Origin of the sequence: Shewanella algae (genome assembly GCF_009183365.2) — a bacterium.
GTDB classification, from domain to species: Bacteria; Pseudomonadota; Gammaproteobacteria; order Enterobacterales; family Shewanellaceae; genus Shewanella; species Shewanella algae.
In genome coordinates this window covers 833,669-855,781 of sequence record NZ_CP068230.1, presented here as the reverse complement: position 1 = coordinate 855,781, position 22,113 = coordinate 833,669, and the positions used below count along the sequence as shown (strand labels likewise).

The window sequence follows — 22,113 nt, the reverse complement described above, 5'->3', positions numbered from 1 at the left end:
ATAAAAAGCCTGCATCAATTGCAGGCTTTTCTTTTCACAAACTGTCTTTTCATTTTTGCCGCTTTTTCACTTCAGGTCAGGCAACTCAGCTCTTATGGCTGCATTGTTTGCAGCACCCCAGCAGCTCAAGCTGAGGCGATGCCAGGCTGAACTGATTGGCATCGGCACTCTGTTGCAGCGCTTTACTGATCCCGGGTTCCAGCAGCACTTCCTCCACCTGATGACACTCTTGGCAGATGAGAAACTGTGCCTGACTATGACATTGGCAGTCGAGGGCACCGCAGCTAACAAACTTATTAAGCGTCAGTAGCTTATGTACCAGTTGCTGTTCAGCGAGAAACTCCAGCATGCGATAGACAGACACTATGGGAAGTTGCTGGTGAAACTCACTCTTGACCCTATCGGCTATCTCATAGGCAGACAGCGGCGTATCGCTCATCAGCAGTACACTCAACACCTGGCTGCGCTTTGCCGTCAACCGGCCACCATTGGCCTGGCAACGGGCTTGCGACTGCTGGAGTTGTGCTTGGAACTGTTCATTTTGATTCATAGTGGCGTTTGAGTTTAATTAAATGATCTGGGCTGAGCGTTTTGGCCATGTCTGTTGCCAATGTAAGCGGTCTGCATCGGCTCGGACTCTATGCTTCGAGTCTCTATGTTTCGAATCTCTGAGCTTCGAATCCCTGTGCTTTAAGCTCTGGCTCCCGGCTCATAGCATTGTACCTGCAATGGCTAGCAGTCGTCCAAGCCGGGAGAGAAAGCCTATCCAGCTTCACTGCATCAAGCGATTGTTTTGGGCTTGTCTATTGCCACGGCCCTTCCCTCGACTGTGACTTCAATGTCTGTGTTAGCTGGCGCACCCCGACCCCCTGCACTGCCGCATAAAAGATCAAAAACAAAACAATCAAAACAAAAACCAAACAAAAGTAAATGAACTTGCTCCAAAGTCATGACAACAACAAAATAATGAAACGTTATAACATTACAAAATAAACCAATGAAATACTCAATTCCTTTGCTCTTGCTTGGCAGCGTGCTGCCGGTCGCAGCTGAGCAGATAGAACACCTGCAAGTCAGTGGTCAACGTCCTGAAACTTCACTCAGCTATCGCCTCGATGCCGATAAACTGGTTATGGAGGGGCCCAAGCTTGAGGAACAGAAAGCCGCCACTCTGGGAGATACTCTGAAATTACAACCCGGACTCAACAGCAGCTTTTTTGGCACTTCAGCCGGTCGCCCTCAAATCCGCGGTCTTGGCGGCCAGCGGGTTCTGATAGGCCTCAATGGCCTGGGGGTAAGAGACATGTCCTCAATAAGCGATGATCAACTGATCCCGGTGGAACCCTTTCTTGCCGACAGCATTAGTGTCATCAAGGGACCAGCGGCCACCATTCTCTACGGTGGTGAGGCGATAGCCGGCCTGGTAGAGCTTCAGGATGGTCGTATTCCATTAGAGCAAGCCACTAGCCCCCTCCAAGGAAAGCTGGAGCTGCAAACCGGCTACAATGCCGATCAGAGCCTGATGAGCCGACTTCAGGGCGGCAATGAACGCCTGGTATTTAACTTGAACTTACTGCACAGGGAACGCAGTGATTATCATATCCCCGGCTTCAGTAAAGACCGCGATTGCAAGGATTGGAGCCAGATTGTGGGCGACTCACGCTTGGCGGATCAGTGCCAGGTCGTACGCAGTCAGCCAGATTGGGAGTGGAACGGCAGTCGTTGGGTTGATGCAACCCCTGTTGAGCGGCAACAAATACGCGACCGCTCCATAGACAGCTTTGGTCGCGTCGACAACAGCAGCCTCTATATGACCAGCGGCAGTCTGGGGGCCAGCTTGCTGGGTGACAACAGCCTGCTGGGCGCCTCTGTAGGATATACAGAGAGTAATCGCGGCATTCCCGGATTCATGCATCTTGGCTCAAGGGCCACTGACACGCTGGAGCAAACCGGCGATATTCGCATTCACAGCAAACAACTAAGATTCGACAGTCTCTACCAATACAGATTCAGCGACCAGACATGGTTGCAGGACTTCAATCTCGCCACGGTCTACTCCAAACAGGAGGATGACGAGCAGATGTCAGCTCTGGACGTCAACGGCTTTGAACTCAATAACTGGCAACTCAACCCCAAGCTGAGCTACCAGCTCCATCCACGTCTTCCCGGAGCGCTGGGGCTGCAATGGGAACAAAGCCAACACCAAGGCTCGGGTGTGGACAATTACCTGCCGGAAATAGACACCAAGCGCCAGGCCGCTTTTTTGCTGCAGGACATTCTGCTGGGGCCTGTCAGTGTGCAACTCGGTGGCCGCTTGGAAAAAGTCGACTATCAACCCGAATTGGGAGATTACCAGCCGGGGAGAGGCGCGGGAGCCAATATCAAGGCCCGTGATTTTCATCTGAAAAACTATTCCGCCACCCTGCGTTGGGATATTTCCTCCCTCTGGTGGTTACGCACCGCCTTTGTCCATGCAGAACGGGCTCCTGCGGCGAATGAGCTTTACGCCAGTAATCCCCATTTTTCCTTACTCATAGAAGAGCAAGGCAACAGCGACCTCAAGGCCGAGCAGAGCGACTCTTTGAGTCTCAGTACCGGCTTCAGCTATGGCGGCTTCAGCGCCAGTGCCAGTTGGTATCAAAACAAATATCAGGACTTCATCTATCTGGGGAACACAGGTGTCAGTCGCGGTGGTGTTTACGTCAGAGAATGGCGTCAGGCCGATACAGATAACGAAGGTATGGAGGCTGAAGTCAGCTATCGTTTGCCCTGGCAACGCTTTGGCGACATAGAACTGAGCGCCTTCATAGACAGGGTCAAAAACCAACCTGTATACCGCTACGATGGCAGTTATAACCCCTTTGATTTCCAAAATCCGCGAGAACCCCGCCCCGGAGAAGAGAAGGAATACTGGCGCCGTACCATGGAGGGCAGCAGCATGCCGAGAATGCCCGCCTCCCGCCAAGGGGCGGAACTGCGCTGGCAATATGGCGATCTGCGCGCCAGCATCAACTATATCCACTACGACAAGCAGGACAAGGTGGCTTATCTGGAAAATCCTTCCCGCAGCTATGGCCTGTTGGGGGCTTACCTGGGAATAGAGCAAAACCTGTTTGGCCTCGACAGCGAGTGGTTTATCCGCTTGGATAACCTCACTGATGAAGATGCCCGCCCACACAATAGTTTCCTGCGTTACCTGGCACCATTACCGGGAAGAAGCGCCGCAGTGGGATTCAGAGCCAAGTTCTGACGCCATTCCCATTGCAGTAGACTCTCTAAAAGAAGCACACTGCTGCGACCGCATGATGCAGCCGCAGCAGTGGCTAAATTGGGCGAAACCTTAGCGATAAGAAGCCAAATTCTGTTCGCTAGTGAGATTCAGGCTCGCAATCCCGGGATTAATATCCCGCGCCAGCTTTTCAAGCCCCAGGGAGAGGCTCTCCACCAGCGCCGGGTATCCGTCTGAAGCCAGGGGCACGTCATAATGAAAGTCGGCCTGCAACACTTGTTCGCCGGAAGACTTACTGAGACGCCAATGGCCCCCAATCAAGGCATCGCCGCTGTATCGTCCGTGAAACTCGTTGAAACTTAAACTCAGGGTTAATGGCTGCTGCGCCGGTATATTGACCCAGGCCTCACGTGGGCATTCATTGGCCAACAAAGATGCCATCTTGACCTTTATCTGCCCAGTGATATCACCGGCCCACAGATGCTGACGGGCGATAGCCAATTCATGGTTTGAAACCTGATAAACCAAACCATTACCCGCCAGAAAGTCGGCCATTTCCACCCCGGCGAGGCGCCATTGGCACTGGCACAGAGGGGATGTTGCTCTCGCTTCAGGAGTTACCTGCGGCGCTTTACCCAAGAAGTAAGTGGCCACCTGGGGTTGGCTGGAGCAGCCGGCCAATACCAGCAGTAGAGAAAACAGGATAATTCGCATATCAATCGGCCTTTTTCGGTGCCGGATCGGCGGCAATATCTGCCCCCATGATCAAGAGGTTGGGTTTTTCATTCAGTTGCCGTGACAAAGGCTGCAACTCCCGCATCACAGCCTTGAGCTGTTTCAGACTGGATTGCAATTCGGCGTACATGGCCGAGTCCTGGCCATAGTCCTGCGCCATCCCTTGAAATTCCCGCAGCGTGTTTTGCAGCTCACCCGGTAAGGCCTGCATCTCCTGTTGCTTAAGCAACTGCTCCAATTTTTGCCCCACCTTGTCCCATTGCGCCAAGGCGGCACTGGTGTTTTCCAGGGTATGGTTGACCCCCTGGAAAGTGCTCTCCAGTGGTAAGTTATTTAATTTGCTGATCAGTTGCCCCACCTGTTTTTGTATTTCGGCCACTCCGGCACGCTTGGTGGGAAACAGTGGATACTCCATAAAAGTCCCGGCCCGGTATGGCTCGGCATCCGGATACAGATCCAAGTCGATGAACAGCGCGCCGGTTAACAGACTCCCTGTCTTGAGACTCGCTCTCAGGCCGGCCCCCAAATCTCTGTCTATTTCTGCGCGCAGCTGCTCAAGCCCCGCCGACTCGGCGTTTTCAAATACCCGCGCCAGCTCAATTCTGACCAATACCGGAATGGTGCCATTGCTGAATCCTGCGCCATGAACACCATACTGCTGCAACGTCAGCGGTGCCTTGACCACTTTACCTATAGTAATACCGCGGAATTCGACGCCGGCGCCTTCATGCAGCCCCCGCACCGACTCATCAAACAACATGACATATTCCAAATACTGGCTGTAGAGGCTCTGACTGGCCAACTCCCGCGAGTCATAGAGACGGAAATGGTCCTCACCATCCTCAACCTTTTCCCCGGCCAAACGCCCCTCCGGCAGGCCAAAGCTGACACCTCCTCTGAGCAATGACTCCAGGGAACCCACCTGCAGATCCAGCCCCTTGGCAGACAGCTGCATATTCAGCCCCGAGACCAGCCAAAATTGGCTGTTGCTGCGTACCAACTCATCATAGGGTTTATTGATAAACAACTGGTAAAACGCCTGGCGTTTATCGGTATCAAAGCCGGTGCTTTCCACTCTGCCGACAGTGAAGCCTTCGTAGAGTACAGGGTCGCCGACACCGAGCTTGCCCGCCTGGCGGCTATTGAGCACTACCCTGATGCCCTGTTCATCGGCCGAGGCCACCGGAGGATGCTCCAGCACATTGAATTCATAGTGGCCGACGGCCGTTCTTCCCGGCTCCAGCTCTATGTAGGCACCGGACAACAAGGTATCCAGCCCTGTTATCCCCTCTTTGCCGATTCTGGGCTTCACCACCCAGAAGCGGGCGTCTGTGGTGAGCATTCTCTCGGCGTCCGGCGACACTCTTGCCGTCGCGATAATCGCGCTGTAATCATCGCTCAGCTTGATGCTCTCAATCACACCAACATTGACATTACGCGACTTGATAAAGGTTTTGCCTACCTCTATGCCTTCGGCGGTCTTGAGGTGTAGCTTGATCTCACTGCCGAGCTGATTGAAGTAGTCGTAAAGCATCCAGCAACCGATGAGTAATGCAACTATAGGTATCAGCCAAACGGCAGACACCTTGGCGCTGGGGGACTCTTCGGCCCGGACAAATTCGTCATTTAACATAGATTCACTCATATTATTCATGGGCCCGCTTTTTGAGCCCTGACTGACTCCAGAGCACCCTGGAGTCAAAACTAATGGCAGACAGCATGGTCAGGATCACCACCATGGCGAAGGAGAGTGCCGCAGGTCCCGGCTTGATGGCCATAAGCTCATCCAACTGAACCAGAGCGGTCAGCAAAGCCACCACAAAGATATCTATCATGGACCAGCGGCCGATGAATTCGGTTACCCGGTACAGCGATTGATTGCGACTCTCTTTGCCCTTAACCCGCCCTTTACCCGCCTGGCGAAACAGATAAGCCAGAGACAGGATCTTGGCGGTAGGGATCACTATGCTGGCCAGAAAAATCACCGAGGCCACGGGATAGGAACCTAGATGCCAAAGCAATACCACACCGCTGATAATGGTCGATGCTTCGGTCTGCCCGACGCTGGTGGTATACATGATGGGATAGAAGTTGGCCGGTATATAAAACACCACGGCGGCCAGCAAAAAAGCCCAGGCCGTCTGCATACTTTGCAGTGGAATATAGGGCTGAACCCCAGCGCCGCAGCGGCAGCAGTTTTTACTCGACACCAGATTCAATTGGCCACAGATATGGCAGGAATCATGGTTGTGATTTAGATGGCTGTCACCGCTATGGACCTGGGCAATCTCTTCTCTGGGTGACAAGCGATCCCAGATCCATGAGCTGTCGATGACGGAGACAAACTTCACCAATAGCAGGCTGTAGAGGCAAAAAGCCCAGAAAGATGGCCCAAAACCGACATCTGCCAAGGCGATGATCTTCACCATGGCCACCAAGATCCCCACCAGAAACACATCGGCCATCAACCAGGATTCAAACTTGAAAATAAGCTTGCTGCCGGTTCTGGCCCAACCTAAAGATACAGCTCTCCCCTGGCTCGCCAGATAACCCAGGCGATAGATGCACATGGCAAAAAGGATATAGATCAGCGGCAAGATCACCACGCACAGTAAGATCACCAACGCCAATATGCTGTTGCTGGCGTAATGCATGCTGACCAAGGCGCCCCAGAGGCTGACCTTTTGCGACAAGCCCTGGACACTGAAAGACAGGAAGGGGAAACCCAGGCTCAAGGCCAACAGGATAAGGGTCGCCAAACCATAGGCCCAAACCTGCTGAAACGGTGCCTTCAAGGCTGACTGTAAGCCGTGATGACAGCGAGGACAGCTCACCTTATTGCCGGGTTTGGGCTCGCTAAAAGCACTCACCAAACCGCACTCTTCACAGGCCTGCAGCTGGGTATTTTGCCCTTGGCGGCCAGCATCTTCCGGCGGGGTATTTAACGACTCCACAATAACTCCTGTGATTTTCAGTGTGACCAGACTCAGCGGTTCACCCTGGAAAAAGCGGGTGCAGGGATAGACTCATACAAAGCCCCTGCACCTAAGATCAATGCCTTATCGTTGCGACTGGGTTTGCTTCAAGCTCCAGTCGCCCCCAAGCGCCTTATACAGAGTGACAACAGTAGAGGCGGTATTGAGCCTAGCCACCACTTCGGCATCCTGAATGTTGTTTTTAACGTTCTGGGCATTCAACACACTCAAGTGGTTCTCAAGCCCGGCTCGATACAGGGAGGTGGCCTTGGTCACCGCCGTCTCGGCCTGGGCCTCAGCCTTGGCTATATGCTTATGATATTCCAGGCTATTGCCGTATAGCCTAAGCACAGTTTCCACCTCATTGATGGCGTTATTGACTGTTTGTTGGTAACTCATCACGGCGGTCTTAAAACCACTCTCCTGGATATCAACCATGGCTTGAGTCCGACCGGCATCGAAAATATTCCAGTTAAACCCCGCCGCCAGCGCCCAAGTGGTGGAGCCTGAGGAGAAGAGATCGTCAAAGTGATCTGCCGATAATCCCGGGGCGCCGGTCAGATAAAAGCTAGGGTACTTGGCGGCAATGGCGGCCCCCAACTCCTGGTTCTTGGCGGCAATTTCCCGCTCGGCCAAGGCGATATCCAAACGCCGGGTCAACAATTCAGAAGGCACCCCGGTCGGGATCAACTGCTGCATCTGCGGCAATGCGGCATCAGTCAAACGCGCCTGGGTTTGGTTGATATTCTCCCCAAGCAGCAACGCCAGCCGATGCAGATGCGCCTGCTTGGCCGAGTCCAGCATGGGCAGCATCGCCTTGGTCGTCGCCAGTGCCGCCTTGGTATTGGCTACATCCAGGCTGGAGCCATAACCATGGCGCTCCAGCGACTCCACCAGTGCCAGCACCTCTATCTGCTCCTTGATATTCTTGGCCGCGATCAGCATCCGCTCCTCGGCGCCGCGATATTGCAGATAGTTATCTATGACTTCGGCCGTCATCAGGGTGGTGAGGTTGGCTCTCAGTATTCTTGCCTGCTCAACCCGAATTTCGGCGGCCCGGCTCAGGCTATCTATGCGACCAAACAGATCGGCCTCCCAGGCTATCGTCGCCCCGAGAAAGCTGCTATTGGGGTCTCTGTCCATCAGTTTGACGCTGCCGCCACCGAGGGCATCGGGCAAGGCAACACCGGAAACGGCGCCCCCCATCATGGGATCGTTCTCGCTGATCCGCAGATCCATATACCCACCACCCAGAGAAACCGAAGGCAACTTCAAAGATGACACTGCCGTTTCATAGGCCTGAGCCGAACGGATCCGCTCGGCGGCGATTTTCAGGTTGATGTTTTGCTGCTGCGCCTTGGCTACCAAGGCATCCAATTGCGGATCATTGAACTGCCGCCACCACTCTTGATAGTCAAGGGCCTGAGCCGCCACGCCTTGGGTATCGGCATTGAAATACAGCTCACTGACCTTCACGCTTGGCAACTGATAGTCAGGTGCCATACTGCAACCACTGACCAGGGTTACAGCGACAATGGCAGCCAAAATATGCTTCTTCATTACTTCACCTCTTTGGCTGTCAATACAGGCTGTGATGGGGCCGCCAACTCAAGTTGTTCGGCTTCTCTTTGTTCATCCCTGTGATAAAACAAGCGATAAAGGGCCGGCATTACAAACAGTGACAGCACGGATGCCGCAGTGAGACCGCCAATAATGGTGGCCGCCATCTGATCGAACAGGCGATCGGTAAGCAGAGGGATCATCCCCAGCGCCGTAGTCAACGCCGCCATTGAGATCGCCATGGTTCGATTCAAGGTCGCAGCCTTGATCGCCTCGGCAATGCCCAAACCGTTACGACGCTCAAGCTCTATCTGATCCATCAGGACAATGCCGTTTTTGATGATCATGCCCGAGAGGCAGATCATGCCGACTATCGCCATAAAGCCGAAGGGTTTATCCAGCAACAACAGGCTCCAGACAATGCCGATGGAGGCCAGCGGCAAGGTGATCATGATGATCAGAGGCTGGCGGAAGGCATTGAACATGGCGACCAGAATGATCAGCATCAACAAGGTGGCCTTGGGATTTTGTTCCAGCAAGTCATCAATGGAGCGCTGCTCGTCATAGTATTCACCACCCCACTCCATCTTGTAGCCGGCCGGCAAGGCAATGGCTTCAATCTGGGCGGCAATCTGCTGACGAACATTGGATGCGGTGTCGCCGCTAACTCCGGCCTGAACCGTGATAGCCGGCAGCCGGTTGCGACGCCAGATCATGCTTTCTTCACCCTTAATCTCTATGCTCTCAACCAGTTGCCCCATAGGCACACTGTGAGTCCCCAACAAAGAGCGCACCGGAATATTCTCAAAGTGCTCCAGAGTCGCGTTGGCGCTGCGCAGCTTAATGGGAATAAGGTCATCCCCATGCCTCATGGTGCCCACCTGGCTGCCTTCGGTCACCCGATTGATGGCATTGGCAATATCGGTTCGGGTTACGCCGGCGAGGCGCGCCGCATGCAGGTCGACCATAGGCGTCATCACCTTGCTTTCCTGGCGCCAATCGTCGCGAACATATTTGAGATTGGGGTGTGAAGCCATCACAGCCTTTGCCTCATCGGCCAGGCGATGCAGCACCTCGGGCTCCGGGCCGATAAAGCGCGCTTCAATCGAATACTTATCCTTGGTCGCCAGCTTGAGATCCCTGAATCTCGGCTCGGCATAGGGGAATTGCGCCTTTAACCAGGCATCACCACGACTGACCAGGGGCTCAATATCCTCATAGCTGCGGGTGTTGATCAGTATCTGGCCATAGCTGGAGTCCAGCGGCTCGGGTTCAACCGTCACCGAAAAGCGCGGCGCACTCTCGCCGACCGAGCTGGAGATACTTTCCACCTCTGGCTGCTGCAATAACCAGGCTTCCACCTTGCGCATATCGGCAGAGGTCTGCTCTATGCGACCACCATTGGGCAACCAGTAATCCAGAAACACTATCGCCCGGTCCGAAGACGGCATGAAGTTCACCTTCAGCAGCGGTGCGGCCAACAGGGTGCCGACCAGTAAAGGGATGACATACAACAAGGTTTTCTTGGGGTTTTCCACGACCCAATCAACTGCATTTTGATACATCAGCCAATAGCGTGAAGGAGCTTTCGCCTTATCTTCATCAGCGACCTTACCGAGGAAGAACCAGCACATCAGCGGCGTGACTATCATGGCGATCACCCAGGAAAGCAGCAGTGAACTGCACAGCACCTGGACAATAGACAGGGAAAACTCGGCCGAATCGGTTTGTGACAGCAATACCGGCGCCGTGCCCATGGCGGCAATCACAGTCGCCGCCAGCAGCGGGACAGCCATCTCCTTGATGCTGTCGACAACCGCCTGAGTGCGCTCTATCCCTTGTTTAATCTTGGCCTGGAACAGATCCACTATCACAATGGCGTTATCCACCAGCATTCCCAAGGCCAACACAAATGAACCCAGGGAAACCCGCTGCAGATCCACATTGGTCAAATTCATATAGACCAGGGTAAAGAGAATCGTCAGCAGCAAACTGGCGCCGACAATCGAAGCGCTGCGCCAGCCCATAAAGATCAGCAGCACAACCACAACAATCACAATACTTTCAATAAGATTGCTGATGAAGTTATTGACCGACTTCTGCACCTCTTCCGGCTGATAAGCGATAACCCCGATACCGGCACCCGCAGGCAATTCGGCCTGGTAATCCGCCAGCACTTGTTTGAGGGTGTCGCCTATGCTGACCACATTGATACCGTTGACCGGGCTCACAGCCAGAGTAACCGCTTGTTGGCCATTGAAGCGGCTCAAAGTAGTGGCAGGATCCTGATAATCCATGCTGATATCGGCGATATCGCCCAGGCGGATCACCGCCGAGTTCAAACCATTGATCCCGGTTTGAATACTGACGTTACGAATATCATCCACGGTTTGGAAACTGCCGCCCTGCTCTACCCGCAGGTTTTCAATCCCGAGATCAAAATCACCTGTGGTCACTGGCATATTCTGGCTTTGCAACTGATCGATCAGTTGCAGCATGGTCAGGCCGGTTTCGCTCAGACGTTCTTCCGAGATGCGGATATTGACCACCTGCTCGTGAATGCCGTGCAGCTGCACTTTTTTCACGCCCTCGACCGCCTTGATCCGCCGCTGCAACTCCCTGGCGTGGTCTTTCATCTCCGCCATACTCATGTTGTCGCCATAGACCGCAAACAACATGCCGTAGACTTCGGAAAACTCATCCTGAACTATGCTGATCTGCGCCTGCATCGGCAGCTCCAGCTTCACATCTTCCACCTTGCGGCGCAGTAAGTCCCACTGCTGCGGCAATTCGTCAGAGTTCACCTTCTCTTTGAGATCGACAAAGATCATCGAGCTGCCGGGACGGGACAGCGAGCGCAGCTTCCACAGCGACTCCATCTCCTCCAGCTTGGTCTCGACCTTGTCGGTCACCAACTGTTCCACTTCCTTGGCATCGGCCCCCGGATAGAGAGTCACGATAACCGCGCTTTTAACCGTAAATGAAGGGTCTTCCAACTTCCCCAGATCGAAATAGGAATAGATCCCGGCAATCATCCCCAGGACAGTGAAAAAAATGACAAAGGTTTTTTGTCTCAGTGCAAAGGTAGACAGACTCATGACTCAACCTGCGCCTCGCCCAATACCACCACCTTCTGCCCTTCCTCCACAAAGGCGCCACCGGCCAAAATAATGCGCTCGCCCTGCTGGAGTTCACCGGAAACACAGATAGAGTCATCGGTTTGGCTCACGGCTTTGACCGCTACCGCCCTGGCATGCTCATCAACCACCCGATTGACATACAGCTGAGTCTTTTGGCTGGCGTAAGGCAAGCTTACCGCCACATTGACCGCCTTTCCGGCAACCAGCTGCCTGGGCGCTTGTTTCAGGGCAAAGGTCACTTCATAGGTGCGTTTGAGCCTATCGGGAACACTGGCAATCTGGGTGATCTCGGCCGCAACCGAGCCTTCGGCATTGAACCAGGAAACCTCACCACTGGCGCCCTGGCGCAGATTCCAAATTTGGCTTTCAGAGACATCGACCACGGCATTAAGTGTGGTGGGTTGATGTATGGTCACTATCTGGGTGCCGACATCCACCAGCTCATATCGGTCGACGAAGCGCTTACCTATGACGCCGTCATAGGGGGCCTTGAGAGAGGTATAGGCCAGGGAATCCTGGGCCTTTTTCAAAGATTGCTTCAGCAGATCCACACCGGCATTGGCGCGGGCTTCGGCGCTGATCGCCCGATCCAGCTTGACCCCGGCTATCGCCTTGTCATTCATGGCGGCGCGAACCCGCTTAAGCTCAATGGCTGCCAAGCGATGTGCAGCCTCGGCCTCGCGGAGCCTGGCCTCAAGCTCCATCACACTGACCCGGAAGTCATGGGGATCCAAACGGGCGATGACCTGGCCCTTTTTGACCTCACTACCTTCATCGGCCAAGATCTGCTCCAGTGTGCCCGGCACCCGAAAAGACAGCTCGGCCGTCTTGTCCGACTCCAGAATGCCACTGAACTGATGCACTCTGTCACTGACAGGAGCCGGAAGCTCCATCACCTGCACCAGAGGAAGCGCGGCCGAGGCCGCCTGTGGTTGCTCACTGTTACCGCAACCCCACAGCATGAATACCACGCTACTGCAAAGCAGGCTCACCTTTAGCCCGGTCGGTTTTACTCTTGTCACTGCAATTTCCTAACTACTTGAATCAATTGCGGCACAGAGTAGTAGTAGCACTAATCTAAAACAATAACGTATGTTTATACAACAATGTCACGTTTTCCGTGACAATGTATTCAGGGGTGAATTTTCTGGGCTTCTTCCAGCAGGCTGTCGATCAACAGTCTGGCGGCGTGAGTCATCCCCTTGCGGCTGGGATACACCAGCCAGGCGTCATCCACATAAACCTCAAGCTCCGGCAGCACTTCCAGCAACTCACCCGACTTCACATGCTCTATAGCGCTCAACTCCGCCAACAAACTGATGCCGGCACCGTTCAAGACAGCATGTTTAATATAGTGACTGCTGTTGGATATCAAACGGCTGTGAACCCGATACTCGCCCAGATTAAAGTTCCAGTTATCTTCCAGTTCGCCGTTGGCCAAGCGGTGGATAATCAAGGCGTGATTACCGAGATCATCAATCGATGTCGGCATCCCATGCTGCGCAATATACTCCGGGCTGGCATAAAGCTTACGTAGTACTCTCATCAAGGGTCTGGCAATAAACGAGCTGTCTTTCATCTCGCCTATATGCATGCTGGCATCCAAGCCATAAGTCAAAATATCGTGGTATCCGAGGTTGCTGACATGGGTTTCCAGCGTAATAAGAGGGTAGGTTCTGAGAAACTCCTGCAGCAAGTTGTGCGCAATAACATCCGCATCCCCGACCAAGCCCAGCTTGACCGAACCTGTAGGCATGTTCCTCTGGTTCTTTATCGACTCGTTCAACGACTCCAGCCTGGGAATAATCTCCAGCAGCTGCTGGTAGTAGATTTCACCGGTTGGCGTCAGAGTCAGTTTACGCGTGGTTCTGGTAAAGAGTTTGCTGCCTAAATCGGCCTCCAGCTCACCGATACGGCGGCTGACAAAAGCCCTTGGAACCCCAATAGAGCTGGCCGCAGCCGCGAAGCTACCCAGATCCACAACCGACAGAAATAACCTGAGATCATCAATTTTCACTGTGCTTTTCTCACACCATTGCCACTTACAAACTATGCCACTGAGTATACCAGTATGCGGAGGCGCAATTCCTCAAGCACACTGGTTATTCGCCAATAACTGCGAGTGACGCAGTATCGAAAGCCATGTCCTCTCAAAGTTATTCACCTCCAGAGTCAAGATAGATGAAGATAAGACGGCAAAAACATCACTTCGACTGGCGCAGGGAGCGTGTAATAGAGATTTACTGTCAAAATCGATAGCGGCAATCACCTTGATTTACAGAACAAATTTAAGATCAATAAGCGTAATAATCTCAAAATTGTTTCAATTTTCAAGACAAAGAGGTTCGTTTGTGAGGACTTATTCCAAACGATTCCCTGGCGTAAAGTAGGACTCGTCAATCCAATCGATATTTTAATACAACGACTTAGCAGTCTTAGGAGTCCATGATGAATCTGAACAAAATAATGATGATGGCTGCGGGTGCAGCATTGGTTTGTAGCAGTGCTCAGGCCGTCGAAATCGATTACTTCGCCGGGGTAGGCCTGGGGTATCAAACAGATGAGATAGAGGGCGCTATCAATAAAGATAGCGAAGATCTGAACTATCAGGCCCGAATAGGCATGCTGATAGGGCAGCAACACCGAATTACCGGCACATTCGGTTATATGGAAGACAAGTTCAGCTATGCCGCCAATGACTATAAACAGGAACAATACAGCTGGTTGGTCTCCTATGACTACCTGCTGCCGGTACATCAAGATGTCAATCTGTTTGCCGGTGTCAGCTTGGGTGCAAATGACAACAAAGTCGCCGGTGAATCTTCCACTGATTTCGTCTGGGGCGGCCAGGTTGGCGTGCAGTACAAGTGGAGCGAACACTTTTCCTCAGACCTCGGCTATCGTTACCTGGCCCAAGACTATGAAGAGAATGGCATAGAGATTAATAACAGCCAGCAGGTGTACCTGACTCTGGATTACAAGTTCTGAACTGAATTGGCATGATTGCCGATAGCTAGTTAACCCAGCAAATTTATTCTCATCCTTAATTCATCAACCCAATGGCCATTTGGCTAATACCAGTCAGCTTTTAACTGACTGGTATTTTTTATTTTGGGCCATACACCTCTGAATAGGGTCCGGTTTCAAATATCAACAAAGCTTTTCCTATGAGTGAAGAAAGAAACTAATAACGGATAGATATCACCAAAATTGTGTTAGTGTGATTTCCATAGGATACTGGCGGCATAAACAGCAAGCGGCTTTGGTATCAACAGACAATTCAAGTCATTAATGCACGGAGATAGAATGATAAATAGAGTGACAAAACTTCTGGCTATGGTACTCGGATTCTCCGTTCATTTTGCTATGGCAGAAACACCTGCTGCAAATATCCAGTCGATAACGGATGAAGTAGACCAACAAGCCGGTATGCTGATGGAAAAGTACCATATCCCTGGCATGGCTATCGCCATTAGTATTGGTGGGGAGCAGCATTTTTATCACTATGGCATGGCCGATGTGAATGCCGGCATTAAGGTATCTCGGCACACCTTATTTGAATTGGGCTCTATCAGCAAAACCTTTACCGCCATATTGGGCAGCTATGCACAAAGCCTGGGAGCATTTAACCTGGAAGATAATGCAGCCAGGTATGTGAAACTATGGGAAGGGACTCCGATTGGTAATACCAAACTTATCAATCTCGCCACTTATACAGCGGGAGGGTTGCCGCTGCAGTTTCCCAATGAAGTCACCACCAATGATGGGATGCTGGCTTACTACAAGGCCTGGCAACCTGAATTTGCCGCCGGAACCCATAGACTGTATTCAAACCCCAGCATAGGTTTGTATGGCTATCTTGCAGCGCTGAGCATGAAACGTGAGTTTTCTGAGTTGATGGAGCAAACTGTCTTGCCTCAGTTGGCAATGAACAACACCTTCGTCAAGGTACCCGATAACAGAGTGGCGCAATATGCCTTTGGTTATAATGCAAAAAATGAGCCCGTACGAGTGTCACCAGGCATGCTCGATGCCGAGGCTTATGGCGTCAAATCCACCAGTGTCGATATGCTGCACTACCTCGAGGCCAACATGGGACTCAAGCCTTTGTCACCTCAAATAGCTGCAGCCATCAAAGAGACTCACAAGGGCTATTATGATACAGCCAGCTTTACCCAGGCGTTGGGCTGGGAGATATACGAATATCCACTGACCTTGAGTAAATTACTTGAAGGAAACTCAAGAGAAATGGCATCGCAACCAACAAAAGTGAAGGCCAGCGACGATATCGTTGAAAAAACGGGGGAAGTCTGGATAAACAAAACCGGCTCCACCGGCGGTTTTGGTGCTTATGTAGCTTTTATTCCGGCCAAAAAACTGGCCATAGTGATGTTGGCAAATAAGAGTTATCCCATTAGCGCACGGGTTGAAGCTGCCTATAGAATACTTGCAGCAGCACAGGAATGATGAGCATTTTAATATTTCCATACAGAGAAGGTTCGTATCTCATGCCGGCGGCTATGAAGCGTAAAAATTATTAATTTCCAAGCTGGCACTTGCTTTCGCAGGCAACAAAAAGCCAAAGATGCGCCATTAAATTTAACACAAGACAGTATTAACCATTGAATAAATATTGTTATTACAAATCCAGAATCGACATTAAAAAATATATGGCTTGTTAGATGCAAATGTAACTCCAAGGTAAATGGAGATTTGAAATCAGCGGGCTTTCATTCAGTTAAACAGAATTCCAGAGTATCTATTATGAGTAACAAACATTGGTCAAAAGTGACCTTACTGCATGAAGCTGTCACCAACCCCAACATCACTATCAAGGGTAAACACAGTTATTACAGTGACTGCTGGGACTCGGGCTTTGAACAATCCGTCGTACGATATCTTCAAGGGGATGAGGTCAGCCGCGATTGGGAGCTGGCATGGACAATCGATAAACTCCATATCGGTGACTATGTTTGCATCGCCCCGGAAGTGGTTATCTTGATGGGTGGAAACAGCACTCACAGAGCCGATTGGTTTTGTTTATACCCATTTATGGACTTTATCGAAGATGCCTATGTCGGCAAAGGTGATACGCATATTCATGATGGGGTATGGCTGGGCATGAGATCCATGATCATGCCTGGGGTCACCATTGGCGAAGGTGCCATTGTTGCCGCAAACAGTGTTGTCACTCATGACGTTGAGCCGTACAGCTTTGTGGCTGGCTCGCCTGCCAAAACGGTGAAATATCGCTTTGATAAAGCCATTATTGAAGAGCTTCTGGCTCTTAAGATTTATGACTGGCCCGAAGACAAGTTCAATCACCTTAAACAATATCTTTGCGCAAATGATATTGACGCCCTGAAGCAAGCCTGTGCTCTTTACGATAACGACATTCTGGAAGCTGATTAAGCGGTTATTTCAAGTTACTGACTGAACCTTGCCTAGTGGCTCAGTAAGCCATACTGAAGCCCCGGATTCATTCTATCTCAGTCAGGGTATTCGAGTTATCGCCAGCTCGGCGCTTATGTTTGAGCTGGCGACTTTGCCAAAAGGCAGACGGCTATGACTTACCGTCACTAATTTGTTGCCCTTCCTGCGGCTTTTTCAATCAGCATTGAGGAAGTTAACACTTGCGGCAATACTTGCGGCTGCAGGTTCCCTCTTTGATACCAAAGATATAATGGCACACCAGAGCGTTGATGTTTGGCCAGAAAGCCAGTGATCTCTGGGTCACCATTTGTCCAGTCCCCCAACATCACCGCCGTATTGGCTCGGGAAAAAGCCGCTTGGGTTTCCTGCCGCTCAATGGCTGTCTTCTCATTCACTTTACAGGTTAAACACCAGTCGGCACTGAAATAGACAAAGACATCCTGATCTTTTACCAAGGCCGAGAGAGTCTCTTCATTGAACGCCATGGTGCTCTCTGCATCTGTGACTGTTGCCTTGGTGCCACTTCCGGGAGCAACTGTTGTCAGGGAGCCGCCGCTAATGACTAACACCAAAACCAGTGGCCACCAAGGTTTTTGACGCCCGGCCTGTTGGAACAATCCAGTAAGCCATAGTCCCAAACTCAGTAACAACACCAACAGCAACGCAGTAAACACATATTGGCTGTCAGACTGTTGCATCAATACCCAAACCAATCCCAGAGCCGTTAAGAACATGGGCACAGCAAAAAAACGTTTTGCCGTCACCATCCAGGCACCGGGTCTGGGCATACGTTGACGCAATGCCGGAACAAACCCCACCAGTAAAAAGGGCAAAGCCATGCCCAACCCCAATCCAGCAAACACCATCAACCCTATGCTCGTCGGCAACACCAGGGCGGCGCCCAGCGCGGTGGCCATAAAGGGCCCGGTGCAAGGGGTTGCTACAAAAGCAGCCAGTACTCCGGTCCAAAAATCTCCCGCCGCCCCAGGCTTATGCTGCAACCGACTACCCGAACTCAGGGTACCCAGTTCAAACAAACCGGCCAAATTCAGCCCTATGGCCATCATCAACAGAATAAGCGCTACTATGATTTCCGGTCGCTGCAATTGAAACGCCCAGCCCACTTGATGACCAAACTCCCGCAACATTAAGATGAAGGCACCGAGGAGAAGGCACGCCAGCACAGCACCAAGGGTGTAAGCCACAGCCCCGGTTCTGGCCACACGCTCATCACTCAAATTGGCAAGACTCAGCACTTTCAAACTGAGAATAGGAAATACGCAGGGCATCAAATTCAGCAAGAATCCGCCCAGTACCGCCCCGAGCACGGCAATCAGAGAGGTGACAAGCAAATTGCCGGGTTGCTCGGGCGGCAAACTCACCTGGGTTGGAAACACCAAGTCGCCCTCCGGTTGCCGGACAGCCTTGATTCTGATTGCCAGCGTCTCATTCAAGGAAAGCACCCCGTAAAAGTCGCTGACATTGCCCTCAGTGGCAACGGTTTGCATAAAGAGGCGATCGCCGTTTCGAACAAAGGATTGTGATGCCGTATTGGATAGCACCCCGTTCACCTCGGGGTAAAAGTGCAGCTCCTCGGCCAGAGTGGTAGATTCAGGTAACGGCAGCGACAATACAAACTGATCCTTGTGAACAGTAAAATCTGCCGACGCCGCGGCAGGCCTTGGTATCAACTGTCGCCATGTATTAAAGGTCTCAAGATATTTCTTGGACGCTCCCTTTTCCCCAACTTTGAACCGGGTTTGTAACCGCTGCTGCTCGGGCACGCACAACTTGGGACTGCACACCAGATAGCGAATATCCACGGCGAGGGTGATAGGTGTGCCCGCCGCAATATCATCAGCAATAACCAATGGTGCCAATAAGGCATAGTCGCCGTGATAGATATAATTCATCAGGTCACTTGCCAGCAACTGCTCGGGAGCGGGATATTGCAGCTCGCCAACCGTTACCCCTTCAGGCAGATGCCATTGCAGCTGCTGCGGGAACCCGGCGTCCCCTGGGTTTAACCAGTAGCCATGCCAGCCCGCCTTGGGAGACATACGTATTGCCAAGGTGGTTTCGGTTCCGGCCGCTGGCATGCGGGACTCAAGTAAAAGTGATGCCGCTATCTTTTGGCCTTCATCTTCATAGGCTTGCGCTGACATTGCAGAACACACCATGAGCAGGCAAGCAGTAATGATTCGCATCCATAACGAGGTGGTTTTCATAGTATGTTCTGCGCTCCAACCGCTTTACTTACCACTGAGTAACACCTGGAGGCGTTCGGCAAAGTCATGCGCCTGATGGCTAACCTTTTCAGTGACTTTGCCGCTCTCATCGATAAAGACTATGGTCGGCAACTGGGTAACACCGAATTGCCCAAACAGGCTGCCTTCCTCATCGAAAACAATTGGCAAACGAGTGTGATAATTGGTTTGGTATTCGACCAAATCTGTCCGGGATGACCAGAGGTTAGTGGAAATAAGCAGCCATTGAGACTTGCCATTGGAGGCGGACTGCTCAACCATTTCCCGCACCAATCGACACGATTTGGCGGTATCCGGCTCTGATTCAGCCAGGTACCACTCACACCAGGGGGCAAAGAACACTAGCCCGGTAGCTTTACCCTGCCGGGTTGTGGACGGCAACGGGTAGTCAATGCTGTCAATCGACTTCAATCTCAAAGAGGCAAGCTTATCGCCAACTTCGTAGCCTGAAGCTTTTTCGGCAACAGTGCCGCTGAGCGGCGCCTTGTTTTCACCTTTGTCTGCGATAACCGCTTCCAACGCCTGATGAAACGCCTCGTCATCCTGATGCCCCACATACGCAATACGACCACTCCTATCAACCAAAAAGTGCTGCGGGGTTACCCTTAGCTTAAACGCCCTGGCCAGAGTGCCATCGTCTATGGTCACCGGCATGTTCAAACCGGCCTGTTTCACAAAAGCCCCGACGGAATTGATGTCATCACTGATACCGGTATTCACGGCGATCACTTGCAACTTCTCACCGTACTGCTGATAAATTTTTTCAAACCCCGGCATTTGCTGGCGACATGGAATACACCAAGTTGCCCAAAACTTGATGTATACAGGCTTGCTGCCATACAGCTGTTGTAGATTGAGCGTTTCTCCGGTCAGAGTGGTCAGCACTCGCTGCGGCGCCGGTGTGCCAATGAGTTCGCTACCGGCGAGTTTGGCCCTTCTTTCCCCTTCGGCGGCAAAATCATCCTCCGCCAAGGCCTGCCCTCCAAACACAACAGACAGAAGCTGGGTTAAAAGACCCACAATCAATAACTTGGATAGCTTAGGGGGTAAATGCGTCATGCTGTATTCCCATATCAGGTAATGGCTAAATGAAGGCCGTGGGGACCAAGGAGGTTTACCTGACTGAGATACAAAGTCGCCTTGAATTGGTTACGCAATGAAATGCCAGGTATCACGGCTGCTGGAATATTAGCTAATGATGGGAAATGCGAATTGTAGATTTTCGACATTTCATTAAGATGCAGTGAGGGGTACCGTGTTTTTGCCCAGCCGAGCTTTGATATACCCGCCCCCAGTTGATGGAGCACAGTAATATGTCGACATTGCCACATCTTGGTTTTCAGCGTTATCAGCCCTGTGCTCTACTGCGGCCTTATATCAGTTGTTACTGGCAGATTTTTAGACCAGCCGGCCCTGAGTCACTATCGACAGAATTTATGCATCCCGAAGGAGGCACAGGCATCATCTTCAATTTTGGCGCCCCGATGCACCTTGATGGCTTGCTGCATAAATCGCTGTGCCTGGTGACGGGGCCCACAAGGCAAAGCACCAGATTGGAGTTGTCAGGTCAGGTAGATGCCTTGGGGATCCGCTTCTGGCCTGGCAGCGGACGCGCATTTTTAAAATCCCCCCTTTCGGAAATCTTGGGGCAAACCCTGACACCGGCCGACCTGTCTTTGGCGCTGCTCAGCGATGAACTGGCGCAGCGCTTGGCCTTACTGCCGACAGCGCCGGAACGCATTGCGCTTCTGGAAACCAGGCTGATGCAATATCTGGCAGGTCATGAATCATTGGCCAAGGCAATGGAGCCGAGGATGAAATATGCACTGCACTGGATAACGGCCCAAAACGGCCTGGGAGAGATCCGCAACTTATTGACCAAGATAGATATCAGCCAACGCCAACTCGAACGTTTGTTCCAGCAAAACTTAGGCATGTCTCCCAAGAATTACAGTATCTTGCAGCGCACAGCCTTCGCCCGGGAACTACTCAAGCAGGAAACAGATAAGTCTCTTACAGAGATAGGCTATCACGCCGGCTTTTATGACCAAGCCCATTTCATTCGAGAATTCAAACAGGTGATAGGCATTACCCCTGGAAGTTTTAGAAGCAAGGCCCTACAGGGGCGATAGCACTGAAACCACCACATTTTGATAGCACTAATAAACTCAAGACTGTACATTTCCATCGATAAGATTTCCCTGTTTATATGTTAATATTCCAGTCGACGTCCTGAAATGGTGTTTCAGGAGTATCGTCATGCTGGATATGCGGGTGTGGCACTGCAAAGTTGAGCTGTCGCCAAAATGCACAAATTGTTCAAAAGACTATGAAGGAAGTACTTTTTGTTTTTTATCATACTATTATCATGCCTATTCATTAGAGAGTCCGGCATCAACACTTATGCGGTTTCGCAAGATCTTGTCAAAATTAACAATGAATTGATCGATTCAAACAAAGTTAATGGCGATATATTTTTTGATATAAGAAACTCATCTGAACCTTACATAAGGATTTTGATGAAAAAACACAGCATTAAACGAATTACTTTTAGTAAAATTAACCAAAGGATATCTATACGGTATTCTTTTGGCGGATGGGCGAGTTGGTTAATGCCCTATCGTTATTACTTATTTAGCTCCGACGGATACACTGAAGAGTATCAAGTTAAGTCTGTTAGACAATCAGTGAAAGATGAAACCGAAGAGTTTTATCATTTCTGCCAAAAGTTAGAATATGAAAACTGGTTCTATTGTGAATCTCAATCGTAGAAA

At 51.5% G+C, this 22,113-nt stretch carries 15 protein-coding genes; 5 read left to right on the top strand and 10 right to left on the bottom strand.

Annotated features, from left to right (window positions below):
* Window positions 1–85: 85 nt before the first annotated feature.
* Entirely contained in the window at window positions 86–550 is a 465-nt protein-coding gene (locus tag E1N14_RS03895) for a Fur family transcriptional regulator (protein ID WP_025010341.1), read from the bottom strand.
* 447 nt (window positions 551–997) lie between these two features.
* Between E1N14_RS03895 and E1N14_RS03890 the strand changes: the two genes are divergently transcribed.
* Window positions 998–3,250: a TonB-dependent receptor gene (locus E1N14_RS03890; protein ID WP_025010340.1), complete on the top strand. Its 2,253-nt coding sequence runs from the start codon at window positions 998–1,000 to the stop codon at window positions 3,248–3,250.
* Window positions 3,251–3,340: 90 nt separating this feature from the next.
* On the opposite strand, the gene E1N14_RS03885 is transcribed toward E1N14_RS03890, so the two are convergent.
* The 7 genes from E1N14_RS03885 to E1N14_RS03855 all read right to left on the bottom strand — a co-directional run bounded on the left by E1N14_RS03885 (window position 3,341) and on the right by E1N14_RS03855 (window position 13,656).
* Window positions 3,341–3,943: a PqiC family protein gene (locus E1N14_RS03885; RefSeq protein ID WP_025010339.1), complete on the bottom strand. Its 603-nt coding sequence runs from the start codon at window positions 3,941–3,943 to the stop codon at window positions 3,341–3,343.
* 1 nt (window position 3,944) lies between these two features.
* On the bottom strand, window positions 3,945–5,618 hold the full coding sequence (gene pqiB / locus E1N14_RS03880) for an intermembrane transport protein PqiB (protein ID WP_247600934.1): 1,674 nt from the start codon (window positions 5,616–5,618) through the stop codon (window positions 3,945–3,947).
* Window positions 5,611–6,918, bottom strand: coding sequence for a paraquat-inducible protein A (locus E1N14_RS03875; protein ID WP_025010337.1), 1,308 nt, complete (start codon window positions 6,916–6,918; stop codon window positions 5,611–5,613). Before E1N14_RS03875 ends, pqiB begins: the two co-directional genes overlap by 8 nt.
* Before the next feature lie 105 nt (window positions 6,919–7,023).
* Complete coding sequence (locus E1N14_RS03870) at window positions 7,024–8,499, bottom strand: efflux transporter outer membrane subunit (RefSeq protein WP_062793527.1); 1,476 nt, start codon at window positions 8,497–8,499, stop codon at window positions 7,024–7,026.
* Entirely contained in the window at window positions 8,499–11,597 is a 3,099-nt protein-coding gene (locus E1N14_RS03865) for an efflux RND transporter permease subunit (RefSeq protein ID WP_025010336.1), read from the bottom strand. The genes E1N14_RS03870 and E1N14_RS03865 overlap by 1 nt, the downstream gene beginning before the upstream one ends.
* Window positions 11,594–12,661, bottom strand: a complete 1,068-nt coding sequence (locus E1N14_RS03860) for an efflux RND transporter periplasmic adaptor subunit (RefSeq protein WP_025010335.1) — start codon at window positions 12,659–12,661, stop codon at window positions 11,594–11,596. The genes E1N14_RS03865 and E1N14_RS03860 overlap by 4 nt, the downstream gene beginning before the upstream one ends.
* A 110-nt stretch (window positions 12,662–12,771) precedes the next feature.
* Window positions 12,772–13,656, bottom strand: coding sequence for a LysR substrate-binding domain-containing protein (locus E1N14_RS03855; RefSeq protein WP_025010334.1), 885 nt, complete (start codon window positions 13,654–13,656; stop codon window positions 12,772–12,774).
* Between the two features lie 428 nt (window positions 13,657–14,084).
* Here E1N14_RS03855 and E1N14_RS03850 point away from each other — a divergent pair, with 428 nt between their 5' ends.
* From E1N14_RS03850 to E1N14_RS03840, 3 genes are all read left to right on the top strand, one after another.
* Window positions 14,085–14,627 carry a porin family protein gene (locus E1N14_RS03850; RefSeq protein WP_247600932.1) on the top strand — a complete coding sequence of 181 codons (543 nt, stop codon included), beginning with the start codon at window positions 14,085–14,087 and terminating at the stop codon, window positions 14,625–14,627.
* 318 nt (window positions 14,628–14,945) lie between these two features.
* Window positions 14,946–16,106: a class C beta-lactamase gene (ampC, locus tag E1N14_RS03845; protein WP_168429409.1), complete on the top strand. Its 1,161-nt coding sequence runs from the start codon at window positions 14,946–14,948 to the stop codon at window positions 16,104–16,106.
* A 297-nt stretch (window positions 16,107–16,403) separates the two neighbouring features.
* Window positions 16,404–17,051 carry a CatB-related O-acetyltransferase gene (locus E1N14_RS03840; RefSeq protein WP_025010332.1) on the top strand — a complete coding sequence of 216 codons (648 nt, stop codon included), beginning with the start codon at window positions 16,404–16,406 and terminating at the stop codon, window positions 17,049–17,051.
* A gap of 167 nt (window positions 17,052–17,218) precedes the next feature.
* Here the strand turns inward: E1N14_RS03840 and E1N14_RS03835 are convergent, their stop codons facing one another.
* Window positions 17,219–19,237, bottom strand: coding sequence for a protein-disulfide reductase DsbD family protein (locus E1N14_RS03835; protein ID WP_247600931.1), 2,019 nt, complete (start codon window positions 19,235–19,237; stop codon window positions 17,219–17,221).
* A gap of 87 nt (window positions 19,238–19,324) precedes the next feature.
* Window positions 19,325–20,398, bottom strand: coding sequence for a redoxin domain-containing protein (locus tag E1N14_RS03830; RefSeq protein ID WP_062793529.1), 1,074 nt, complete (start codon window positions 20,396–20,398; stop codon window positions 19,325–19,327).
* Window positions 20,399–20,652: 254 nt separating this feature from the next.
* Between E1N14_RS03830 and E1N14_RS03825 the strand changes: the two genes are divergently transcribed.
* Window positions 20,653–21,471, top strand: a complete 819-nt coding sequence (locus E1N14_RS03825; RefSeq protein ID WP_062793530.1) for an AraC family transcriptional regulator — start codon at window positions 20,653–20,655, stop codon at window positions 21,469–21,471.
* Window positions 21,472–22,113: the final 642 nt, after the last annotated feature.